The sequence below is a fragment of the Gimesia sp. genome (assembly GCF_048260065.1).
Taxonomy (GTDB): Bacteria; Planctomycetota; Planctomycetia; order Planctomycetales; family Planctomycetaceae; genus Gimesia.
The window spans coordinates 129,010-145,486 of sequence record NZ_JBLXHC010000004.1 but is presented as its reverse complement, the minus strand read 5'-3'; the positions used below and the strand labels follow the sequence as shown (position 1 = coordinate 145,486).

9 protein-coding genes and 1 tRNA gene are annotated in these 16,477 nt (G+C 50.3%); 4 read left to right on the top strand and 6 right to left on the bottom strand.

The genetic code is table 11. The annotated features are described in order from the left end of the window. Window positions 1-31: 31 nt before the first annotated feature. The 3 genes from rfbD (at window position 32) to ACN0YN_RS08905 (ending at window position 5,248) form a co-directional block, all read left to right on the top strand. Window positions 32-901 carry a dTDP-4-dehydrorhamnose reductase gene (gene rfbD / locus ACN0YN_RS08915; protein WP_417384653.1) on the top strand — a complete coding sequence of 290 codons (870 nt, stop codon included), beginning with the start codon at window positions 32-34 and terminating at the stop codon, window positions 899-901. Between the two features lie 293 nt (window positions 902-1,194). After that, window positions 1,195-1,283: transfer RNA gene (locus ACN0YN_RS08910), tRNA-Ser, on the top strand. A gap of 851 nt (window positions 1,284-2,134) precedes the next feature. Continuing rightward, entirely contained in the window at window positions 2,135-5,248 is a 3,114-nt protein-coding gene (locus ACN0YN_RS08905; RefSeq protein ID WP_417384652.1) for a PAS domain S-box protein, read from the top strand. Between the two features lie 26 nt (window positions 5,249-5,274). Here the strand turns inward: ACN0YN_RS08905 and ACN0YN_RS08900 are convergent, their stop codons facing one another. The 6 genes from ACN0YN_RS08900 to nrfH form a co-directional block, all read right to left on the bottom strand. Beyond that, window positions 5,275-6,864, bottom strand: a complete 1,590-nt coding sequence (locus ACN0YN_RS08900; RefSeq protein WP_417384651.1) for an alkaline phosphatase D family protein — start codon at window positions 6,862-6,864, stop codon at window positions 5,275-5,277. Between the two features lie 208 nt (window positions 6,865-7,072). Further along, complete coding sequence (locus ACN0YN_RS08895; protein ID WP_417384650.1) at window positions 7,073-8,515, bottom strand: DUF1501 domain-containing protein; 1,443 nt, start codon at window positions 8,513-8,515, stop codon at window positions 7,073-7,075. Window positions 8,516-8,519: 4 nt separating this feature from the next. Continuing rightward, window positions 8,520-11,903: a PSD1 and planctomycete cytochrome C domain-containing protein gene (locus ACN0YN_RS08890; RefSeq protein ID WP_417384649.1), complete on the bottom strand. Its 3,384-nt coding sequence runs from the start codon at window positions 11,901-11,903 to the stop codon at window positions 8,520-8,522. A gap of 144 nt (window positions 11,904-12,047) precedes the next feature. Then, window positions 12,048-13,295 carry a neutral/alkaline non-lysosomal ceramidase N-terminal domain-containing protein gene (locus ACN0YN_RS08885; RefSeq protein ID WP_417384648.1) on the bottom strand — a complete coding sequence of 416 codons (1,248 nt, stop codon included), beginning with the start codon at window positions 13,293-13,295 and terminating at the stop codon, window positions 12,048-12,050. Between the two features lie 160 nt (window positions 13,296-13,455). Then, the gene (locus tag ACN0YN_RS08880; RefSeq protein ID WP_417384647.1) at window positions 13,456-14,823 is read right to left on the bottom strand and encodes an ammonia-forming cytochrome c nitrite reductase subunit c552; all 1,368 of its coding nucleotides are present in this window, start codon (window positions 14,821-14,823) and stop codon (window positions 13,456-13,458) included. A 43-nt stretch (window positions 14,824-14,866) separates the two neighbouring features. Beyond that, window positions 14,867-15,358, bottom strand: coding sequence for a cytochrome c nitrite reductase small subunit (gene nrfH, locus ACN0YN_RS08875; protein ID WP_417384646.1), 492 nt, complete (start codon window positions 15,356-15,358; stop codon window positions 14,867-14,869). Window positions 15,359-15,610: 252 nt separating this feature from the next. On the opposite strand from nrfH, the gene ACN0YN_RS08870 reads away from it, so the two are divergent. Then, on the top strand, window positions 15,611-16,468 hold the full coding sequence (locus tag ACN0YN_RS08870) for an alpha/beta hydrolase (RefSeq protein ID WP_417384645.1): 858 nt from the start codon (window positions 15,611-15,613) through the stop codon (window positions 16,466-16,468). The last annotated feature ends 9 nt before the right edge of the window (window positions 16,469-16,477 follow it).

The window sequence follows — 16,477 nt, the reverse complement described above, 5'->3', positions numbered from 1 at the left end:
TTTTCGTTAGCAAATACAAAAGGTATTTTTTATGCGACGTATTTCGGTAATTGGTTCTCGCGGCCAACTGGGACACGACCTGATGGAATCTCTGACTTCTGCCGGGCATCACGTCACTGGTCTGACGCATCAACAGATTTCTATTGAAGACCCCGATAGCATTGCAGGTGCATTGGAACAATCTACACCTGACCTGATCATCAATACCGCCGCCTATAATAAAGTCGATCTGGCAGAACAGGAACCTGATGTCGCTTACGCGGTCAATGCATTAGGGCCACGGCTTCTTGCCCGCTACTGTTCTGAAAAAAACATCTGTTTGATGCATATCAGTTCTGACTTCGTTTATGGTCTCGATACCACGCGAACAATTCCTTTTCAGGAGCATGAAGCGCCAGGTCCAGTCAGTGCGTACGGTCTCAGCAAACTGGCGGGAGAATATTTCGTCCGCGCCCTTTGCCCACAGCATTATGTGATTCGCACCTGTGGTCTGTATGGAGTCGCCGGGAAAACGGGAAATGGAAACTTTGTGGAAACCATGCTCCGCCTGGGAAAAGACCGGGACGAGCTGTCCATCATCAATGATCAGAACTGCACTCCTACCGCCACGAAGGATCTGGCTGCGGCGTTAACACGATTGATCGAAACCGAACAGTTCGGCCTGTATCACGCAACATGCGCAGGCCAGACGACCTGGTACGAATTCGCCTGTACGATCTTCGAACTGGCGGGGATCTCTGTAAAGACGCACCCTATTACAACCGAGCAATATAACGCTCCAGCAGACCGCCCCCGCTTCAGTGTCCTTGACTGTTCCCGCCTGACGGCTGCTATCGGTACTGCGATCCCCGACTGGAAATCGTCGCTCAGGCAGTACCTTGAAACCCAGGGGGAAATCTGACCTAAGTAACATGTAATAAATAGCTTATACGTTTCTTCACCCGTTAGTTAATGGGTGTCGAATCTAGCGATTTTCACTGTGATCACAGCTTAAGATTAGCTGGTTTTCCGCTTTCAGACTTCAAAATGACGAAACTATTGCAGCTGGGTTTTTGGTTTGATACACTCCCTGTCCGCTGTATTGTCAATTTACCGAAGTCTCTGCATATTCAAGGCTTCAATCGTTGACATCCAGCATGAAAAACAGCATAAAGAGTGCTGTCTGTCACCATTGCGTGGCGGTCAAAGCATTCAGGAGAGATGGCAGAGTGGCCGAATGCGCCGGTTTGCTAAACCGGTGAGCCGTGTAAACGGTTCCACGGGTTCGAATCCCGTTCTCTCCGTTTAAAAAATTGAGCCGCTGGAAACTCTTATACTTACTGTTTCCAGCGGCTTTTTTGATGCTGTATCGCTTCCTGGAGAGCCAGAGCCCTGCCTGCAGTCTCTAAATTCATGCCAGCAACTCTCCCTGTACGGTCCTATTCCGGCTTCTTTTCTTGAGACCTTCCTCGCATGGAATTCCCGATACAGGGAAAAACCTGTAGTCCTTTTCTTGCCCACTCGCACAGCTGATACAAGTCTCCTGCTCCGATTAATTGAAACAATCACTATTCGTTAACGGCCAGCGGATTTTCTGATTGTTCGTTGTTCCAGTTGACGAAATTCCCAATACAGGTATTTGCCTGAATTTGATCATTCCATTTGTATGCACAGCAACACGCCCTCAATTATTCGATCTTAGTGTCGTTTCAAAAGCTGAATGGATTAGAACTCTCCGAAACTCACTCAAGATAGATTTCGCCGTTCAATGCACACCGTTTCCAGGATTAGTCAGATTCTCTCATCTCGATCTATACGGGCTGCCATTTTCAGCATCTTTCTGCTGATGCTGGGAGCAGGCCTCTGCAGCTATGTCATATCGAATTATAAAAGGCTTGAAACTTCGCGATTCGAACAGATTCACTCAGTCGGGTCACAGCAGGTCGTTCTGAACCGAATCACTCAAAATGTCATCCAGTTGGCGAAAGACCCTGAGAATGAGTCAAGCTATACTCAACTCGACTCGGATTTGACGCGATTCTCTCATCAGCATGAAGAACTTCTGCATGCCAAGCCTTCAGAGCAGGCTTCCAGGGAGATCCTGACCAGTCAGATTTCCCCTCTAGTCCTACAGTTGACCAGGAACGTTGCCCGGGTGCTTTCAGGTTCCCAGCACGCCAACACCGTGCTCAGATCAATCTTGATCGAAGAAAAACACCTGATTTCATTTTTGGCACAATATCAGTCTGCATTGATTTCAGAACATCAGTTACTCATTCAGCGTGACCAGAATCAGCAGGCTGTCATCATCAGTCTGATTTGGATCTGTACTGGATCTCTAATCTTTTTCACCTGGCGTTATGCCGGAAACAGGAATTATCCACTGTATTCACTTTTTTCCGGATCCGAAGCTGGTGCTTTCCCGGTGGAACCTGAATCCAGCACTGAAAGTGAATTACTGCTTTCTAAAGTTGGAGAAGTGGGAAAAATCGGGGGCTGGCATCTGAATCTGAAAACTCAGGAACTTTTCTGGACTGCAGAGACGTGCGCGATTCATGAAGTCGAACCTGATTTCAAACCGACGCTCGAAAATGCCATTGAATTTTACACTCTCGATTCACGCCCACAAATTCAGAATGCCGTCAAACAAGCCATCAAAACCGGTCAACCCTGGGATCTGAAATTGCCATTCATCACAGCCAAAGGTCGACATATCTGGGTTCGCGCGCAGGGAGAACTGGAATATCAGAATAACGAACCAGTCCGACTGGTAGGCGCCTTTCAGGACATTACGAAAGAGAAGCAGCTTGAGGCAGAATTTTTGCTGCTGCAAGACCATGAATATGCATCGCGGGCCCGACTCGAAGGCATCATTCGTTCTGCCACGGAAGTTTCCATAATTACAACCGACCCTGAGGGTATCATTACATTATTCAGCCCCGGTGCTGAACGGTTACTGGGCTACTCTGCCAAAGAAATGATCGGCTTGAAAACACCTTCTGTCATCCATCTGACCGAGGAACTCCAACAGCGAAGTCACGAATTATCAGCCACTCTGGGTAGAAAAATTGAAAATTTCGAAGTCTTCGTCACCCTGGCAAAGGAAGGTGGCTTTGACAAACGCGAATGGACTTACGTCTGTAAAGATGGTTCTCACCGCGCAGTCGAACTGACTGTGACCGCAATTCACGATCAGCAGAACCAGATTGAAGGTTACCTGGGAGTAGCCATCGATATTACGGAAAAAAAACGTCAACAGGATCGACTTCAGGAAACAAACGAACGTATCCGTCATCTGATTGATGCACTGCCCGCTGCCGCCTACACGTGCGATAATTCAGGTTTAATCACCTACTACAATCAGGCAGCTGTGGATTTCTGGGGGCGAAAACCAGAACTCAACAGTCCGACTGACCGATTTTGTGGTTCATTTAAACTCTTTAGCATTGAAGGTGTTTCAATCCCGCATGATGAATGCTGGATGGCGGTAGCTCTACGGGACAGTAGAATTATCCATGGCAAGGAAGTCGTTGTTGAGTGTGAAGACGGTAGCCGAAAAACAGCACTCGCACACGCCAGTCCACTCCTCAATACGGAAGGCGAAATCACCGGTGCTGTCAACGTACTGGTCGACATTTCAGAGCGAATTACCCTGGAGAAATCTTTAAGAGAAACGACCGCGCGACTTGAATTGTGCCTCAAAGTACTGGATCAGCATGCGATTGTTGCAGAAACAGAACTTAATGGTGTGATCCGTCATGTCAATGACATGTTCTGTAAGGTGAGTGGTTTTGAACGGGAAGAAACCATCGGCCAGACGCACCGGATTGTCAATTCCGGATTACATCCAAAAGAATTCTGGCAGAACGTTTTCAAAACCATTTCAACTGACGGTATGTGGCAGGGAGAGATCTGCAATCGTCGGAAAAATGGAGAGCTCTACTGGCTGGATACCACAATTGCAGCCATGCAGGATGGTGATGGCAAGGCCACCGGGTACCTCGCAATACGAAATGATATTACAGAACTTAGACTGGCTCAGGAAGCCGCTCTGGCCGCTTCGCATAGTAAAAGTGAATTCCTTGCTAACATGAGTCATGAAATCAGGACGCCTCTGACGGCGATTCTCGGATATGCAGATCTCCTCAGGAATGATCTCGAGTTTGCCAGATCAAAAGACAAAAGAGAGCAGGCAGTCAAAACGATTCAGGAAGCGGGCAACCATCTCCTGACGGTGATCAATGACATTCTGGATCTTTCTAAAATTGAAGCTGGGAAATTCGAAATAGAAGAGACTCCAACACAACTCTTCAACATTCTCGATCATATAGAAAGCCTGCTCAGACCGCCGGCAATCGACAAAGGCGTCGAACTGATCACCCGGATCGAAACGCCGCTTCCGGACCTCATCGAAACAGATTCGACTCGAGTCAGGCAGATCCTGATGAATCTGGTTGGTAATGCCGTAAAATTTACCGACAAGGGTCGTATCCAGATTAATGTCACTTTCCTGGACGAAGATAATTACCGGTTTCTGAAAATCGAAATAGTGGACTCCGGGCCGGGAATGTCTGACAGGCAGGCCGCTAAAATGTTTATGGCATTCTCACAAGCAGATACTTCCGTCACCCGACAACATGGCGGAACCGGGTTGGGACTGGTCATCTCACGCAAACTGGCGCGGCTCATGGGCGGCGATGTTTCACTCGCCTGGACTGAACCTGGAAAAGGAACCTGCTTCCGCCTGATGCTCCCCGTACGCACTCTGCCGGAAACTCGATATACGACAAGTCGCATCCAGGATGGACACGAACAGACCGATAAAAAATCGCCCAAGTCCTCATTTAAACTTCCCGCTGGCACTCGTGTGCTACTTGCCGAAGATGGGCCAGACAATCAACGTCTCATTTCATTCCTGCTGAAAAAAATGGGAGCCGACGTGGATGTTGCCGACAATGGAGTCATCGCCTGTCGAAAATTCCTGGAAGCAGAGACAGCAGACGAACCCTACGATCTCTTACTGACCGACATGCAGATGCCGGAAATGGATGGTTATACTCTGGCGCGAAAATTCCGGGAATCGGGTGCAACGCTCCCCATCATCGCTTTAACAGCACACGCCATGTCCGATGACCGGCAGAAATGTCTGGATGCAGGCTGTGATGATTATCTGAGCAAACCGCTCAACAGCAGAATTCTGGGACAGACCATACTGCACTGGCTGATTCTCAAGACAGAAAAGAAGCTCGAACCCCCTTCGACTTCTTAAGACAGTCTGTTCAAATCTGCTTCAGATCAGGCTGGATGTGCTCCCGGTTGACCGGCTTCAACAACAAATGCAGCACGCCGGCTGACGTTACCACCAGGTCGTGTTACATCATCCACAACCATGTAATCGGTTGTCCATTTCTGCGGAGTCAAAGTACAACGTACATATCCACGTTCGGAATTCTGAAACTGGATACAGGGGTTATTTGACAGGATCTCAGCATGTCCTTTGCGTTTTTCAACACCATTTCCACCACTGGTGATGGATGTCCCTACAAATTCGGTAGCGATCACCGGAGTTTCTGTCTGACGATCATCGACTCGTAAATTATTCACCCAGTTGGAATGAATATCTCCCGTCAATACGACCGGGTTGGAAATCTGACGATCCCCCAGGAACTGAACCAGCCCCATCCGTTCATAAGTACAACCAGGCCATTGATCCATCGAATAGGCGAGTGGGCCTTCTTTCTGCGGAAATCCGACCATGCCCATCATCACCTGCTGTGCCAGCACATTCCAGACCCCATCGGATGAAATCAGTCTCGACTGCAGCCAGTGTCGCTGGCGACTTCCCAGCAATGTATTTTTACGAGCCAGCGCCGCATCATTGATTGGCGACTTTTTGTCTCCATTAGGCTGATCGGTACGGTACTGACGAGTATCGAGTACAAAGAAATCCGCCAGACGACCGAACGAGGCCTGACGATAGAGTTGCATATGAGGTCCCTGGGGAAGAGACTGTGGCCTGAGCGGCATCATTTCATAATACGCCTGATAGGCATTGGCGCGACGCAACAGAAAATCGACAGGATCGACCTGTGATTCTTCAGAAATATCGTTGGCACAGTTGTTATCAAATTCATGATCGTCCCAGGTCACCATCCACGGACATTTTGCATGCATACCATGCAGGAGCGGATCAGAACGATACTGAGAGTGTCTGGTGCGATAGTGCTCCAGCGTTTCGATTTCAGGCCCGAAATGAGCACGGATCGCTTTTTTATTGCGGTTCTCTCTTTCGTAAATGTAGTCTCCCAGGTGAAACACCAGATCCAGATCATCCTGAGCCATCTGCTCATAAGCGGTATACAAACCCGACTCATAATGCTGGCATGAAGCGAACGCGAACTTCAATTGTTCCGGCATTTCTGACTCGAGAGGCATCGTCCGTGTTCGCCCGACAGGGCTTTTTGCATCCCCGGCCTGAAAACGATACCAGTACCAGCGATCGGGTTGCAGTCCTTTCACTTCCACATGCACGGTATGTCCCAGTTGAGGCGTAGCCTGAGCAGTTCCTGATGCAACCAGTTTCGTGAACCCTTCGTCATCGGCAACCTCCCATGTGACAGCAACCGCCTGAGGTCCCATACCTGCATGAGGAGCCAGTGGTTCGGGAGCCAGCCGCGTCCATAAAATGATGCTACTGGAATCAGGATCGCCGGAAGCCACCCCCAGGCTGAACGGATCTTTCTGAAATACGGGAGAAGGATCTGCCCAGCTGGCACGCCCGATGAAAGGCAGAGTAGAAAGTGCCGCCCCGTAAGAGAGAAATAAACGTCGGCTGACGCCATTTTCTGATCTGACTGCTTCCTGGAGACGTTTGTAATCGAACATATTTGAATCTACCTGTGCTGAGCAAAAAGTGCGAGGAAGGATAAGTGAGGATTGAAATCACGAACAGTAGGTGAACGATCTGAAATGGCGGGATGATACTTCACTGATCAATTTATTCTAAAAGCGACCCAGATCGCAGACAACTGTTATGTCTGTCAAAAATAAGAGCTTCGCAAGCTATTAACGTGAACTTAACGTTCTCGTCGAATCAGCTTAAGATCTCCCGAATCACATGCCCGTGCACGTCAGTCAATCGGTGATCCCTGCCGCCATGACGGAAGGTGAGAGTCTCATGATCGATTCCCATTTGATGTAGAATCGTGGCATGAATGTCGTGAATCGTCAGCGGATGTTCCACAACACTGTTCCCGAATTCATCAGTCTCACCAAAAGCGATCCCCCCTTTGAAACCCCCTCCCGCCATAAACAGGCTGTAACCATTCACATGATGATCGCGTCCGCAGGTCGCAGTAACTCTGGGTGTATGAGGTGTGCGACCCATTTCTCCCGCCCAGACCACGAGTGTCTCATCCAGCAGACCGCGCCGTTTTAAATCTGTAATTAACGCCGCAACCGATTGCTCTGTGATCCGCGCATTTTTCTCATGATTCTGTTTCAGTAATCCATGCTGGTCCCAGGGCGAATTATTACTGTCAAAACTGGGACAGGTAATCTCGACAAATCGAACCCCCGCTTCGACCAGTCGCCGTGCCCTGATCGCCTGGGTCGCATAATAATGCTGATGCTCATCCTGCGAATCAACGCCATACTCTTTTTGGATATATTCAGGTTCTCGGGAAATATCTGCGACTTCCGGAACCAGGGTCTGCATTCGAAATGCCGTCTCATAATTTGCAATAGCACTCTCTATGGGTGAAGACTCTGAAGCCTGTGTGGCAAAGGCGAAATCCTGTTCTGCCAGTAACGCCAGTTTACGCTTCTGCAGAGCAAGTGGATCTCCCGGCTGAATATTATCGACAGGACTCCCCTTGGCCCGCACCTGTGTGGCCTGATGGGTGGCGGGTAGAAAGGAACTGCCAAAATTTTCCAGCCCCCCATTGGGAACCCAGTCATTGTTTAAGACGACATAAGCAGGCAGATTATTATTTTCTGTCCCCAGACCATAGGAAACCCAGGCCCCCATGCTCGGAGCCTGCCCGATGATACGCCCCGTGTGCAATAACAGATTCTGCTGGCCATGCAGCGGAAGTTCTCCCACCATCGAACGCACAACACATAACTCATCTGCAATCGATGCCAGATGGGGAAACAGATCACTGACCCACAGACCGCTCTCACACCGCTTGCGAAATTCCCAGGGACTTCCCAGCCAGACTCGACTGGCGTTCGACTGAGAGCGTTTTGAAACCGCCTCTTTGCCGATTGCCTTCCCTTCATGAGCCTTCAGTGCCGGCTTGGGATCAAAGGTATCAACATGACTCGGCCCGCCATCCATAAAACAGAAGATTACGTTTTTCACAGGCGCAACGAACTGGGGGATCTGGTTCTCTGACGCCGCAAGGGACGGTTTTCCCATTAATCCAGTACATGCCAGCCAGCCGAAACCCGCGCTGCTGGTTTGCAGAAAACCACGTCGGTTCATCGCAGCCAGGGAACCAGGACAGCCACAGGAATTGTTTTGTCGTCGCATGGTTTTACCTGTAATAAATAAATTCTTTTGTATTAAACAGGGTATGTGCCATCTGCTGCCAGACACGCGAGTCTGTCAGCAGATACGGTTCGTCCTGGCTGCCCCCCAGTTCGAATACGAGATCAGACCAGCGATTGAGTTCCTCTTGAACCGGTTCCCGTCCATAAGCCTTTCGGAACATCTGACGGATGCGATCTTGAATGGAGTCAGCAGGTTGTTTGAGCAATTGTGTTGCCCACTCATCGGCCTGGGCTTTCACGAAGGGATCGTTCATCAGGATCAATGCCTGATTAGGTACATTCGTCACATCCCGTTTCCCGGTCGGCAGTTTCAGGTCGGGTAAATTGAAGCCCACCAGAAACCGGGGCGGATCCATAATCGACATTCTTAAATAAATGGAACGTCGCCCTTCTCCATCCAGCGGACCACTGAAGAGTCGTTTGGAGGCATCTTCTTTGGAACGGGGCGCATCGATCGGACGACCATACAGCCGGCGGTCCAGTCGTCCTGATACAGCCAGCAGCGTATCACGAATTGCTTCCGCTTCCAGCCGCCGGGTCGGATAATGCTGCCATAGAACATTATCCGGGTCCTTTTGCCGCGCTGCCTCAGTCACGTAACCCGACTGATGAAAAGCCTGCGTCATCACCAGTCTGCGAATCAGACGTTTGGTTGACCAGCCATCATCGATAAATTCTCGCGCCAGATAATCCAGCAGTTCCGGATGGCTGGGCCGGGCTCCCAGATGCCCGAAATCATTCGGCGTTCGTACCAGACCGGCTCCAAAGATCCACTGCCAGACCCGGTTCACATAAACCCGCGCTGTCAACGGTTGATCCGGGCTAACCAGAAATTCGGCCAGTTCCTGTCTGCCACTTCCCTGGCTCCGTCGGACTGCGTGCCGCCCTGCAAATACTTCCAGAAAATCGGGCTCGATCAGCGCCCCCAGTTCGTCGACATTCCCGCGAACATTCAATGGGTATTTCGCAGAAGTCATTCCACGTTCATCCATGCTGTTGGCCGTACGGGCAAATGTGATCTGTGCTTCTACTCTTCGATATTCCGTGAGTAACTCTGTCAGCCGCGAATCTGCTTCAGGTGTATTATTTAACAGCTTCCGTTCCAGCAACCAGTTGATGAGTTCCACGTCAGCCGTCGTCGCCTGATCAACGCTCCAGCGCTGCACGGCGGAAGACAACCAGTCACCGATTCGATCACAGGCTTCCCCCCGGTCTCCGGGAACCGTCATGAGATACAACGGAGCAAAACAATCCAGCTCATCCGCTGGTGTTCCCATGGAGTCATGCGAGACAATGCCCGTCACGCTGAACCAGCTCCGTTTCTCAAACCCAAAATCGTCAGCGGGCAGCAGCTTGCCACCCGCTCGGGTCTTTCCCGTTCGTGGCGGAAAATCGGGATTCAGGTCGCTGGTGGCAATTTCAAGTGTCAGCCGCTGAATTCCGTTGACCAGCGGTCGGTCGGCAAAAGTCTGCCACTGAGTCTGTTCCCGATCAAGGAAAATGACGTTCTCAGTCTGAAAGGCATTATCGGGAACGCGTAGAAAGCCGCTCCATTCCCCCCCTGCCAGATTCAGACTAATGATTTTACCCGGAATATCCCGTTCTGCAGGGGGCCTGATCGCCCCCGGTAACTTCGAAGACAAAGCATGTGTATGATAACCACGAGTCAACAGACGCTGTACGACTCGCTCCCCCTCCAGAGAAATCAGAGGAACGCCATCACTGACGTAACCATGGCGTATTCCTTCTCCTTCCGTCTGCCAGCCGTCAGGAAAACCTGGTTTTTCAAAACGTGTAACAAACTCAAACCGCTGCTGATTGTCCCGCCGATGTGTCTCGCTAGCGACCTGCCACTCTTCCGATAATTCGCGCCACGATTTCTGCAGATCGACTGGTTGTGAAAGACTTAACAGACGCTGTGCCGGGTAGGCAATTTCGCCTGACTTCAATTCAGCTTGTTTTTTCGAAGGATCTGCATCCAGTTGGAGAACTTCTCGCCAGAGCCGGGCACGCGGGCTGTCCGCATTCTCACTGACTGCCTGACGAAGTTCCGTTTTAAACTGATTTGCCTGCGTCTTCCAGACTGGTTTCAGTTCCTGATATATCTGATGTCGCAGTTGTTTGAGTTCCTCAATCACTGCATCCTGCCTGCCGGGTGCATCAATCACGCGGGTCGTCCAGCGGGGCGTCATAAAGACCGCCGCCAGTGCATAGTAATCCCGCTGCGAAATCGCATCCAGTTTATGGTCATGACATCGTGCACAAGCCACTGTGCTGGCGAGGAACGCTTTGGAAAACGCATCAATTTTATTATTGATCATCTCCTGATGAATGCCGTTGAAATCTACACTGTCTCCGTGCCGATGCTCTCCCATATGATAAAACATCGGTCCGATCAGGCTTTCCTGGAATCCACTGATTTCATCAATGCGAGGTTGCTGCAGCAGGTCGCCGGCAATCTGCTCACGAATCAGCTGATCGAAACCCACATCCTGGTTGAAGGCCCGAATCAGATAATCGCGATACTCCCACGATCCCTTCGCTGGATTATCCCATTCATAGCCGTAGGTATCGGTGTAACGCACCACGTCCATCCAGTGCCGGGCAAATCGCTCCCCATAATGCGGTGAAGCCAGCAGATGATCGACGAGTCTCTCATAGGCAGCCTCGGGATTCTGTTTCGCATCTGCTGCAAACTGTTTGACCAGTTGCGGCGCAGGCGGAAGTCCGGTCAACACAAAAGACAGACGGCGAGCCAGTACTTCTGACTCTGCAACAGGCGCAGGATGTAACTCTGCTTCACGCAGCTTTTCGAGCAGAAACCGATCAACGGGTTGAGTCGACCAGTTGTTTTCTTTTAGAACAGGAGGCTTCGCAGACTGCAGTGGTTGTAGACTCCACCACTTGCGTCGTTTTTCGAAAATCGTTTTCCATGAGAGGGAGGCAGCCTCTTCCCCTGTCGGTGCCCGATCCCGCGAATCCGGCGCTCCCAGTTCCACCCACTTGACGAAATCAGCGATGACCTCATCAGACAGTTTCTTGCCGGGAGGCATCTCGAATGATTCGTGCTTCAACGCCTCCAGCAGCAGGCTCTCATCCACTTTGTGAGGCACGACGGCTGCACCCGTTTCTCCGCCGGAACGAATCGCATCACGGCTATCAACCCGCAATCCCCCTTTGACAATCGAGGTTGCTGCAGAATGACATTCGTAACAGTGCTCAATCAGCACCGGGCGAATTTTTGTCTCAAAGAGTTCCAGACCCGGCGTCGATTTCTCTGCAGCGGTAACCTCACTGGTGAAGAACAACTGCAGCGAAATGCAGGCAACAACGATTCCCAGCAGATTACAGCGACAGGCCGGAAGCATCTGATCTCTCCGGAAAGAAAATGGACTGGCTGTTCCTCTGAGAGAAAACCAGCAGCCTCACATCAAAGATCTCTTATCAATTATCATCTTATGAAACTACTGATGGAAACTCAACAAGAGAAACGACTTTCGTATGAACAACCGTTATTTCTTATCCTCGGTCTTCAGACCTGCATCCAGTTCCAGCACCTTGCCGATAATTCGTTCTTCGACATCCGGCTTATAAGGGCGGCTCGCTTCATAGCCCCCTTCCAGCAGAACCCGTTTGCTGGGAATGTAGCCCGAATACACGTTCGAATAACCGGCAACCCAGATGGCAGGTCCCTCGGGTTCAAACAGTTCCTGCTTGATCCGCAGTGAATAATCCACGACCACTTCAGTCCCCAATGCCACCAGCGTCAGGTCGTTTCCAAACTGAATCACCTGAACCGGATAGTTCCAGGGGTCACGTTTCTTCTCAGGCAGATACTCCAGTTCTACCGTTCCGTAAGCGGTTTTCAATGGGCCATGTAACACGCGCTGATGCAGTGGAGTTCGCTGATTCACTTCCAACGCCGCTTCAATTGAAGTTGCCAGTGATCGACCATGCCTGTGGGCATAGTGCAGTTCACTGCGGGGATATGGATTCTGATCGCCACCGCAGCCCATCATAAACAGCGCCGTCACTCCCGGGTGATCCTTCTCGAAATACTCCTGTGCAAATCCGGCATAGTCCCCCAGCCACTTGCGAAATCCCATGGTCGTATTGTGACAGGCATAACCAAACATCACGGCTTTCAATTCTCCGTTGCCATCATCCACTCTTAATACGGGAACCTGATGATCCACGAGTCCATTCGGATTAGGATGATTCCGATAACCGGTCGCTGTCGGCGTGCGACGGTTCATCGCGACAGAGCACCGTGCTGCCGACCAGCTCAAACGGGCTGGTTGCATTTTTTCCAGTGCCGTGCCAATGGTTTTTACGAGTGTAGGAACAAGAACATCATAATATTCTTTCGCATCGTCCCGACTGTAGGCAGGACCACAGTGTGTATGTGAGGCATTCATCAGCAGTGATTGTGGGGGCAGTTGAAATTGCTCCTGAACCTGACTGGTCACATCCGCTCGTAACTGCTCGGTCACGCCAATCAGATCTAAGGTCAGAAAAACGACCCGGTTCCCTGCAGCATCTTCGACTGCCAATGCCTTCGCAAACAGATCCTGTTCGGTTCCCTCTGCTGGTTCTTTACGCCCGGCATAGCCTGCCATGTGCAAGGGTTGTATGGGAGTAATTCTGGCAGACGCGGCTCCCGCCTTCCATTCGGGCGATTCCGATTTAGCAGGCTCCGCTGCCAGTAAAGTCAGACCATGGCTGAACACAAAAGCAAGACTGAGCAAAATGCGATGCATGAGGAGGGCTTTCCGGATTTCAGGTGAGCAGGACTGCGAATTCAGATGGCTCTGATCGCGGTAAGAAGCAGTACCATCATCCTAACCCGCCAGCAATCGGGGATCAAGAAAATTAGCCATTACGGTCTGAAATACCCGATTCGGTTCTCAGTAAGTAACTTTATTCTCGCAGCGCATTCTGCCCCTTGCGTGAATAATCGATCGATTCCGCCAGAATTCGTGCAGCTTCCTGTCCCGCATGAAATCCCGAGGAATTTTCTGCTTCCACGTAGTCCACATAGAATGTAGCTTTACGCTGCCACTGTTGGGCGGCTTTGATTTTTTCTTCACTCACCCCCTGTTTTTCAGCGGCTTTGATGTCATCAATCAATTCGACTACCGCATCCAAAGCGATTTTCACGAGTTTCTGATGACGTGCCTGAATCGTTTCAGTACGTGCAATTAACTCCTGGTCTCCGGTTTTATGACAGGTCCCACAGGATGCATTTACATTCAGCAAAGGACTGCGAATATGATGATCGCTGATCTTCATCGCCCCCACTCGTTTGTAAGCCATATGACAGTCAGCGCAAGCCACACCAGCGCGGGAATGGATTCCCTGTGACCAGAGTTCAAACTCCGGATGCTGGGCCTTCAGCATGGGTGCCCCCGTCTCCGCATGAGTCCAGTCCTTAAATCCCGTATCCTCGTAATGAGCATATGCTGCATCCACTGTCAGTCCCTGCGTCCATGGATACGTCAGGCGTTTTTTATCACCTTTAAAATAGTACTCAACATGACATTGACCACAGACATACGACCGCATCTCCTGACGCGTCGCATCGCGATTGACGTCATAATCTTCAACGCCTTGAGATTTCTTGTAAGCCGCTATGCCTTCCATAAAGGCAGGTCGCGTAATCCGCAGTGCCATCGTTTCCGGTTCGTGGCAGTCGATGCAGGCTACCGGATGTTTCACATGTTCTTTAGCCTCCATGTAGGGCATGGAATTCAGTTTTTCAAAACCGGCCAGGATATCTCCCTTACCTAGCTCCTTCATTACAACATATGTCGATGCATGACAGTGAATACAGGTTCCTGGCTGACCGACCTTCTGACGCTCTGTATAAATCTGATCGGCTAGCATATAGGCATGCCCCCGTTTTTCCCGATAGTCTTTGGAAAAAGCGTAACCTGCCCAGAGGCGTTTTAATTGTGGAATACTTTCCAGTTTACTCCGGGAAACCAGGTCTCGTGGATCTTCATCGGTGGGAGTCCGGGGAATTGCTTCACTCCCTCCATACGTTGTCTGAATCATGTCCGCGGTCTTCAGATAGTCATCATACTGCAGCGGAAAATTTTGCCCCCACACCGCAGGATCGGATGTGTTATCGTCCACATCAACGACTTTCAAAACAGTGGTTCTGGCTTCCTGCTGACGTTCAAAAATATTTGTCAGCAGCAGTACCATGCCGAAGCAGATGATAGCCGAAAGTAGCGCGACGAGCAGGAGCGTCGAAAACGAAATCGAAGATTTTTTCTGATTCATATTTTAATCCAGTCAGTTTGATTCGCTTCTGACCTGTTGTGCTTCAGGTATCATGCCCTACTGTTGAGTGACAACGGATACAGGCATTCGACTCCAGATTCTCCGCCTGCGATTGTTTAAATTCACCAACCGCTCGAATATCGATCTGATGCACCAGATCCGCGTGGCAGTTCCGACAAGCCTGTTCGGTAACCCGCCGGTTATAATCAGTGATGCGCAGGTTCTCTTCAAAATTACCGGTTGTAAAAGCCAGAGAGTGGAAGAAGCCGTTGCGGGCTTTGCAGTAGTAAGCAGAAGCGGCACTGTCATGGGGAGAATGACAGTCATTGCAGGCAGCAAATTTTCCGTGGGACGACTTGACCCACGCATCGAAGTGCCCCTGCATGACGTGACAGTTTGCACAGGATTGCGAATCTGCTTTGAGATACGAGGCGCCTTTAGCATAACCAAAGGTAAATGTTCCCACACCGACAATCGCACCGATAAAAATCGCAATGACCAGATAGAGAACTGTTTCCCGTTTCAGTTTATGCATTATCTGTTTCAGTCACAGAAAGAAGACATACTTGAAATGACATGCCCAATCAGAAAGGATCTTAAAATCAAGTCTGGCGATTTCTCGAAAAAATGCAAGAACGTTTTTTCAGCATCTTGAAATTAACTCGATCTTCTCCCGAAATTCCGATTTCTGACTGCTTTAATCATTCTTTACTGCAGGTTATCATTTCGTAGAGTAGATTCGTTTTCAATTCAAATAATCGTCAGACCCAGCTGTTCGGAGTCCACCATGATGAAATATCTTTACCTTACTGTATTCGCTCTGTTCTCGCTCGCAGCGGCGCCCATCGAAACTCCTGAACCAACCGAAAGCGTCGCTATCTGGCCGGACCGACCGCTGCTGGATAAAAGTGATGACGAAATCAAATACAGCAACATCATTCGAATTACCAAAGTCAATCGGCCGGCAATTGAATTCTATAAAGCCGCCGATGCCAAACCGAATGCGCCGGCCGTCGTGATCTTCCCTGGTGGCGGATACAATATTCTTGCGTATGACCTGGAAGGAACTGAGATTGCCGAGTGGCTCAATTCGCTCGGCATTCATGCAGTCGTTGTCAAATATACGGTGCCCGGCAATCAACGTGAGGCGGCTCTCAAAGATGCACAACGTGCCATGGGTATTGTCCGCAGCAAAGCCAAAGAGTGGGGCATCAACCCGAATGAAGTCGGCGTACTCGGTTTTTCCGCTGGTGGTCATCTGGCAGCCAATCTTTCTACCAACTATGAGAAACGCAATTACGCAGCGATTGACGAAGCCGACCAGCTCAGCTGTCGTCCGGATTTCACGGTCCTCATCTACCCTGCTTACATTTACAAAGACGACGATAAGAAACAGTCCGCCCCCGAGATCAAAGTCGATGCGAAAACACCTCCCGCGTTTATCGTTCAAACCCTCGATGACCGTCGTCTGGTCGACAGCGCCTTCAACTACACCCGCGATCTGAAAGACGCGAAAGTTGATGCCGAACTGCACCTCTATGCCAAAGGGGGGCACGGCTACGGAATGCGTCCTTCCGAAAACCCTGTTTCAGGCTGGCCAAAACTCTGTGGCGAATGGCTCAAACGTACCACACAGCAGGATTGAAGTAAGCCA

Excerpts from the sequence above, each read along its gene's own strand:
- rfbD (WP_417384653.1), top strand. The coding sequence starts at position 32 with ATGCGACGTATTTCGGTAATTGGTTCTCGCGGCCAACTGGGACACGAC.
- ACN0YN_RS08870 (WP_417384645.1), top strand. The coding sequence starts at position 15,611 with ATGATGAAATATCTTTACCTTACTGTATTCGCTCTGTTCTCGCTCGCA.
- ACN0YN_RS08890 (WP_417384649.1), bottom strand. The coding sequence starts at position 11,903 with ATGCTTCCGGCCTGTCGCTGTAATCTGCTGGGAATCGTTGTTGCCTGC.
- nrfH (WP_417384646.1), bottom strand. The coding sequence starts at position 15,358 with ATGCATAAACTGAAACGGGAAACAGTTCTCTATCTGGTCATTGCGATT.
- ACN0YN_RS08885 (WP_417384648.1), bottom strand. The coding sequence starts at position 13,295 with ATGCATCGCATTTTGCTCAGTCTTGCTTTTGTGTTCAGCCATGGTCTG.
- ACN0YN_RS08900 (WP_417384651.1), bottom strand. The coding sequence starts at position 6,864 with ATGTTCGATTACAAACGTCTCCAGGAAGCAGTCAGATCAGAAAATGGC.
- ACN0YN_RS08880 (WP_417384647.1), bottom strand. The coding sequence starts at position 14,823 with ATGAATCAGAAAAAATCTTCGATTTCGTTTTCGACGCTCCTGCTCGTC.
- ACN0YN_RS08895 (WP_417384650.1), bottom strand. The coding sequence starts at position 8,515 with ATGCGACGACAAAACAATTCCTGTGGCTGTCCTGGTTCCCTGGCTGCG.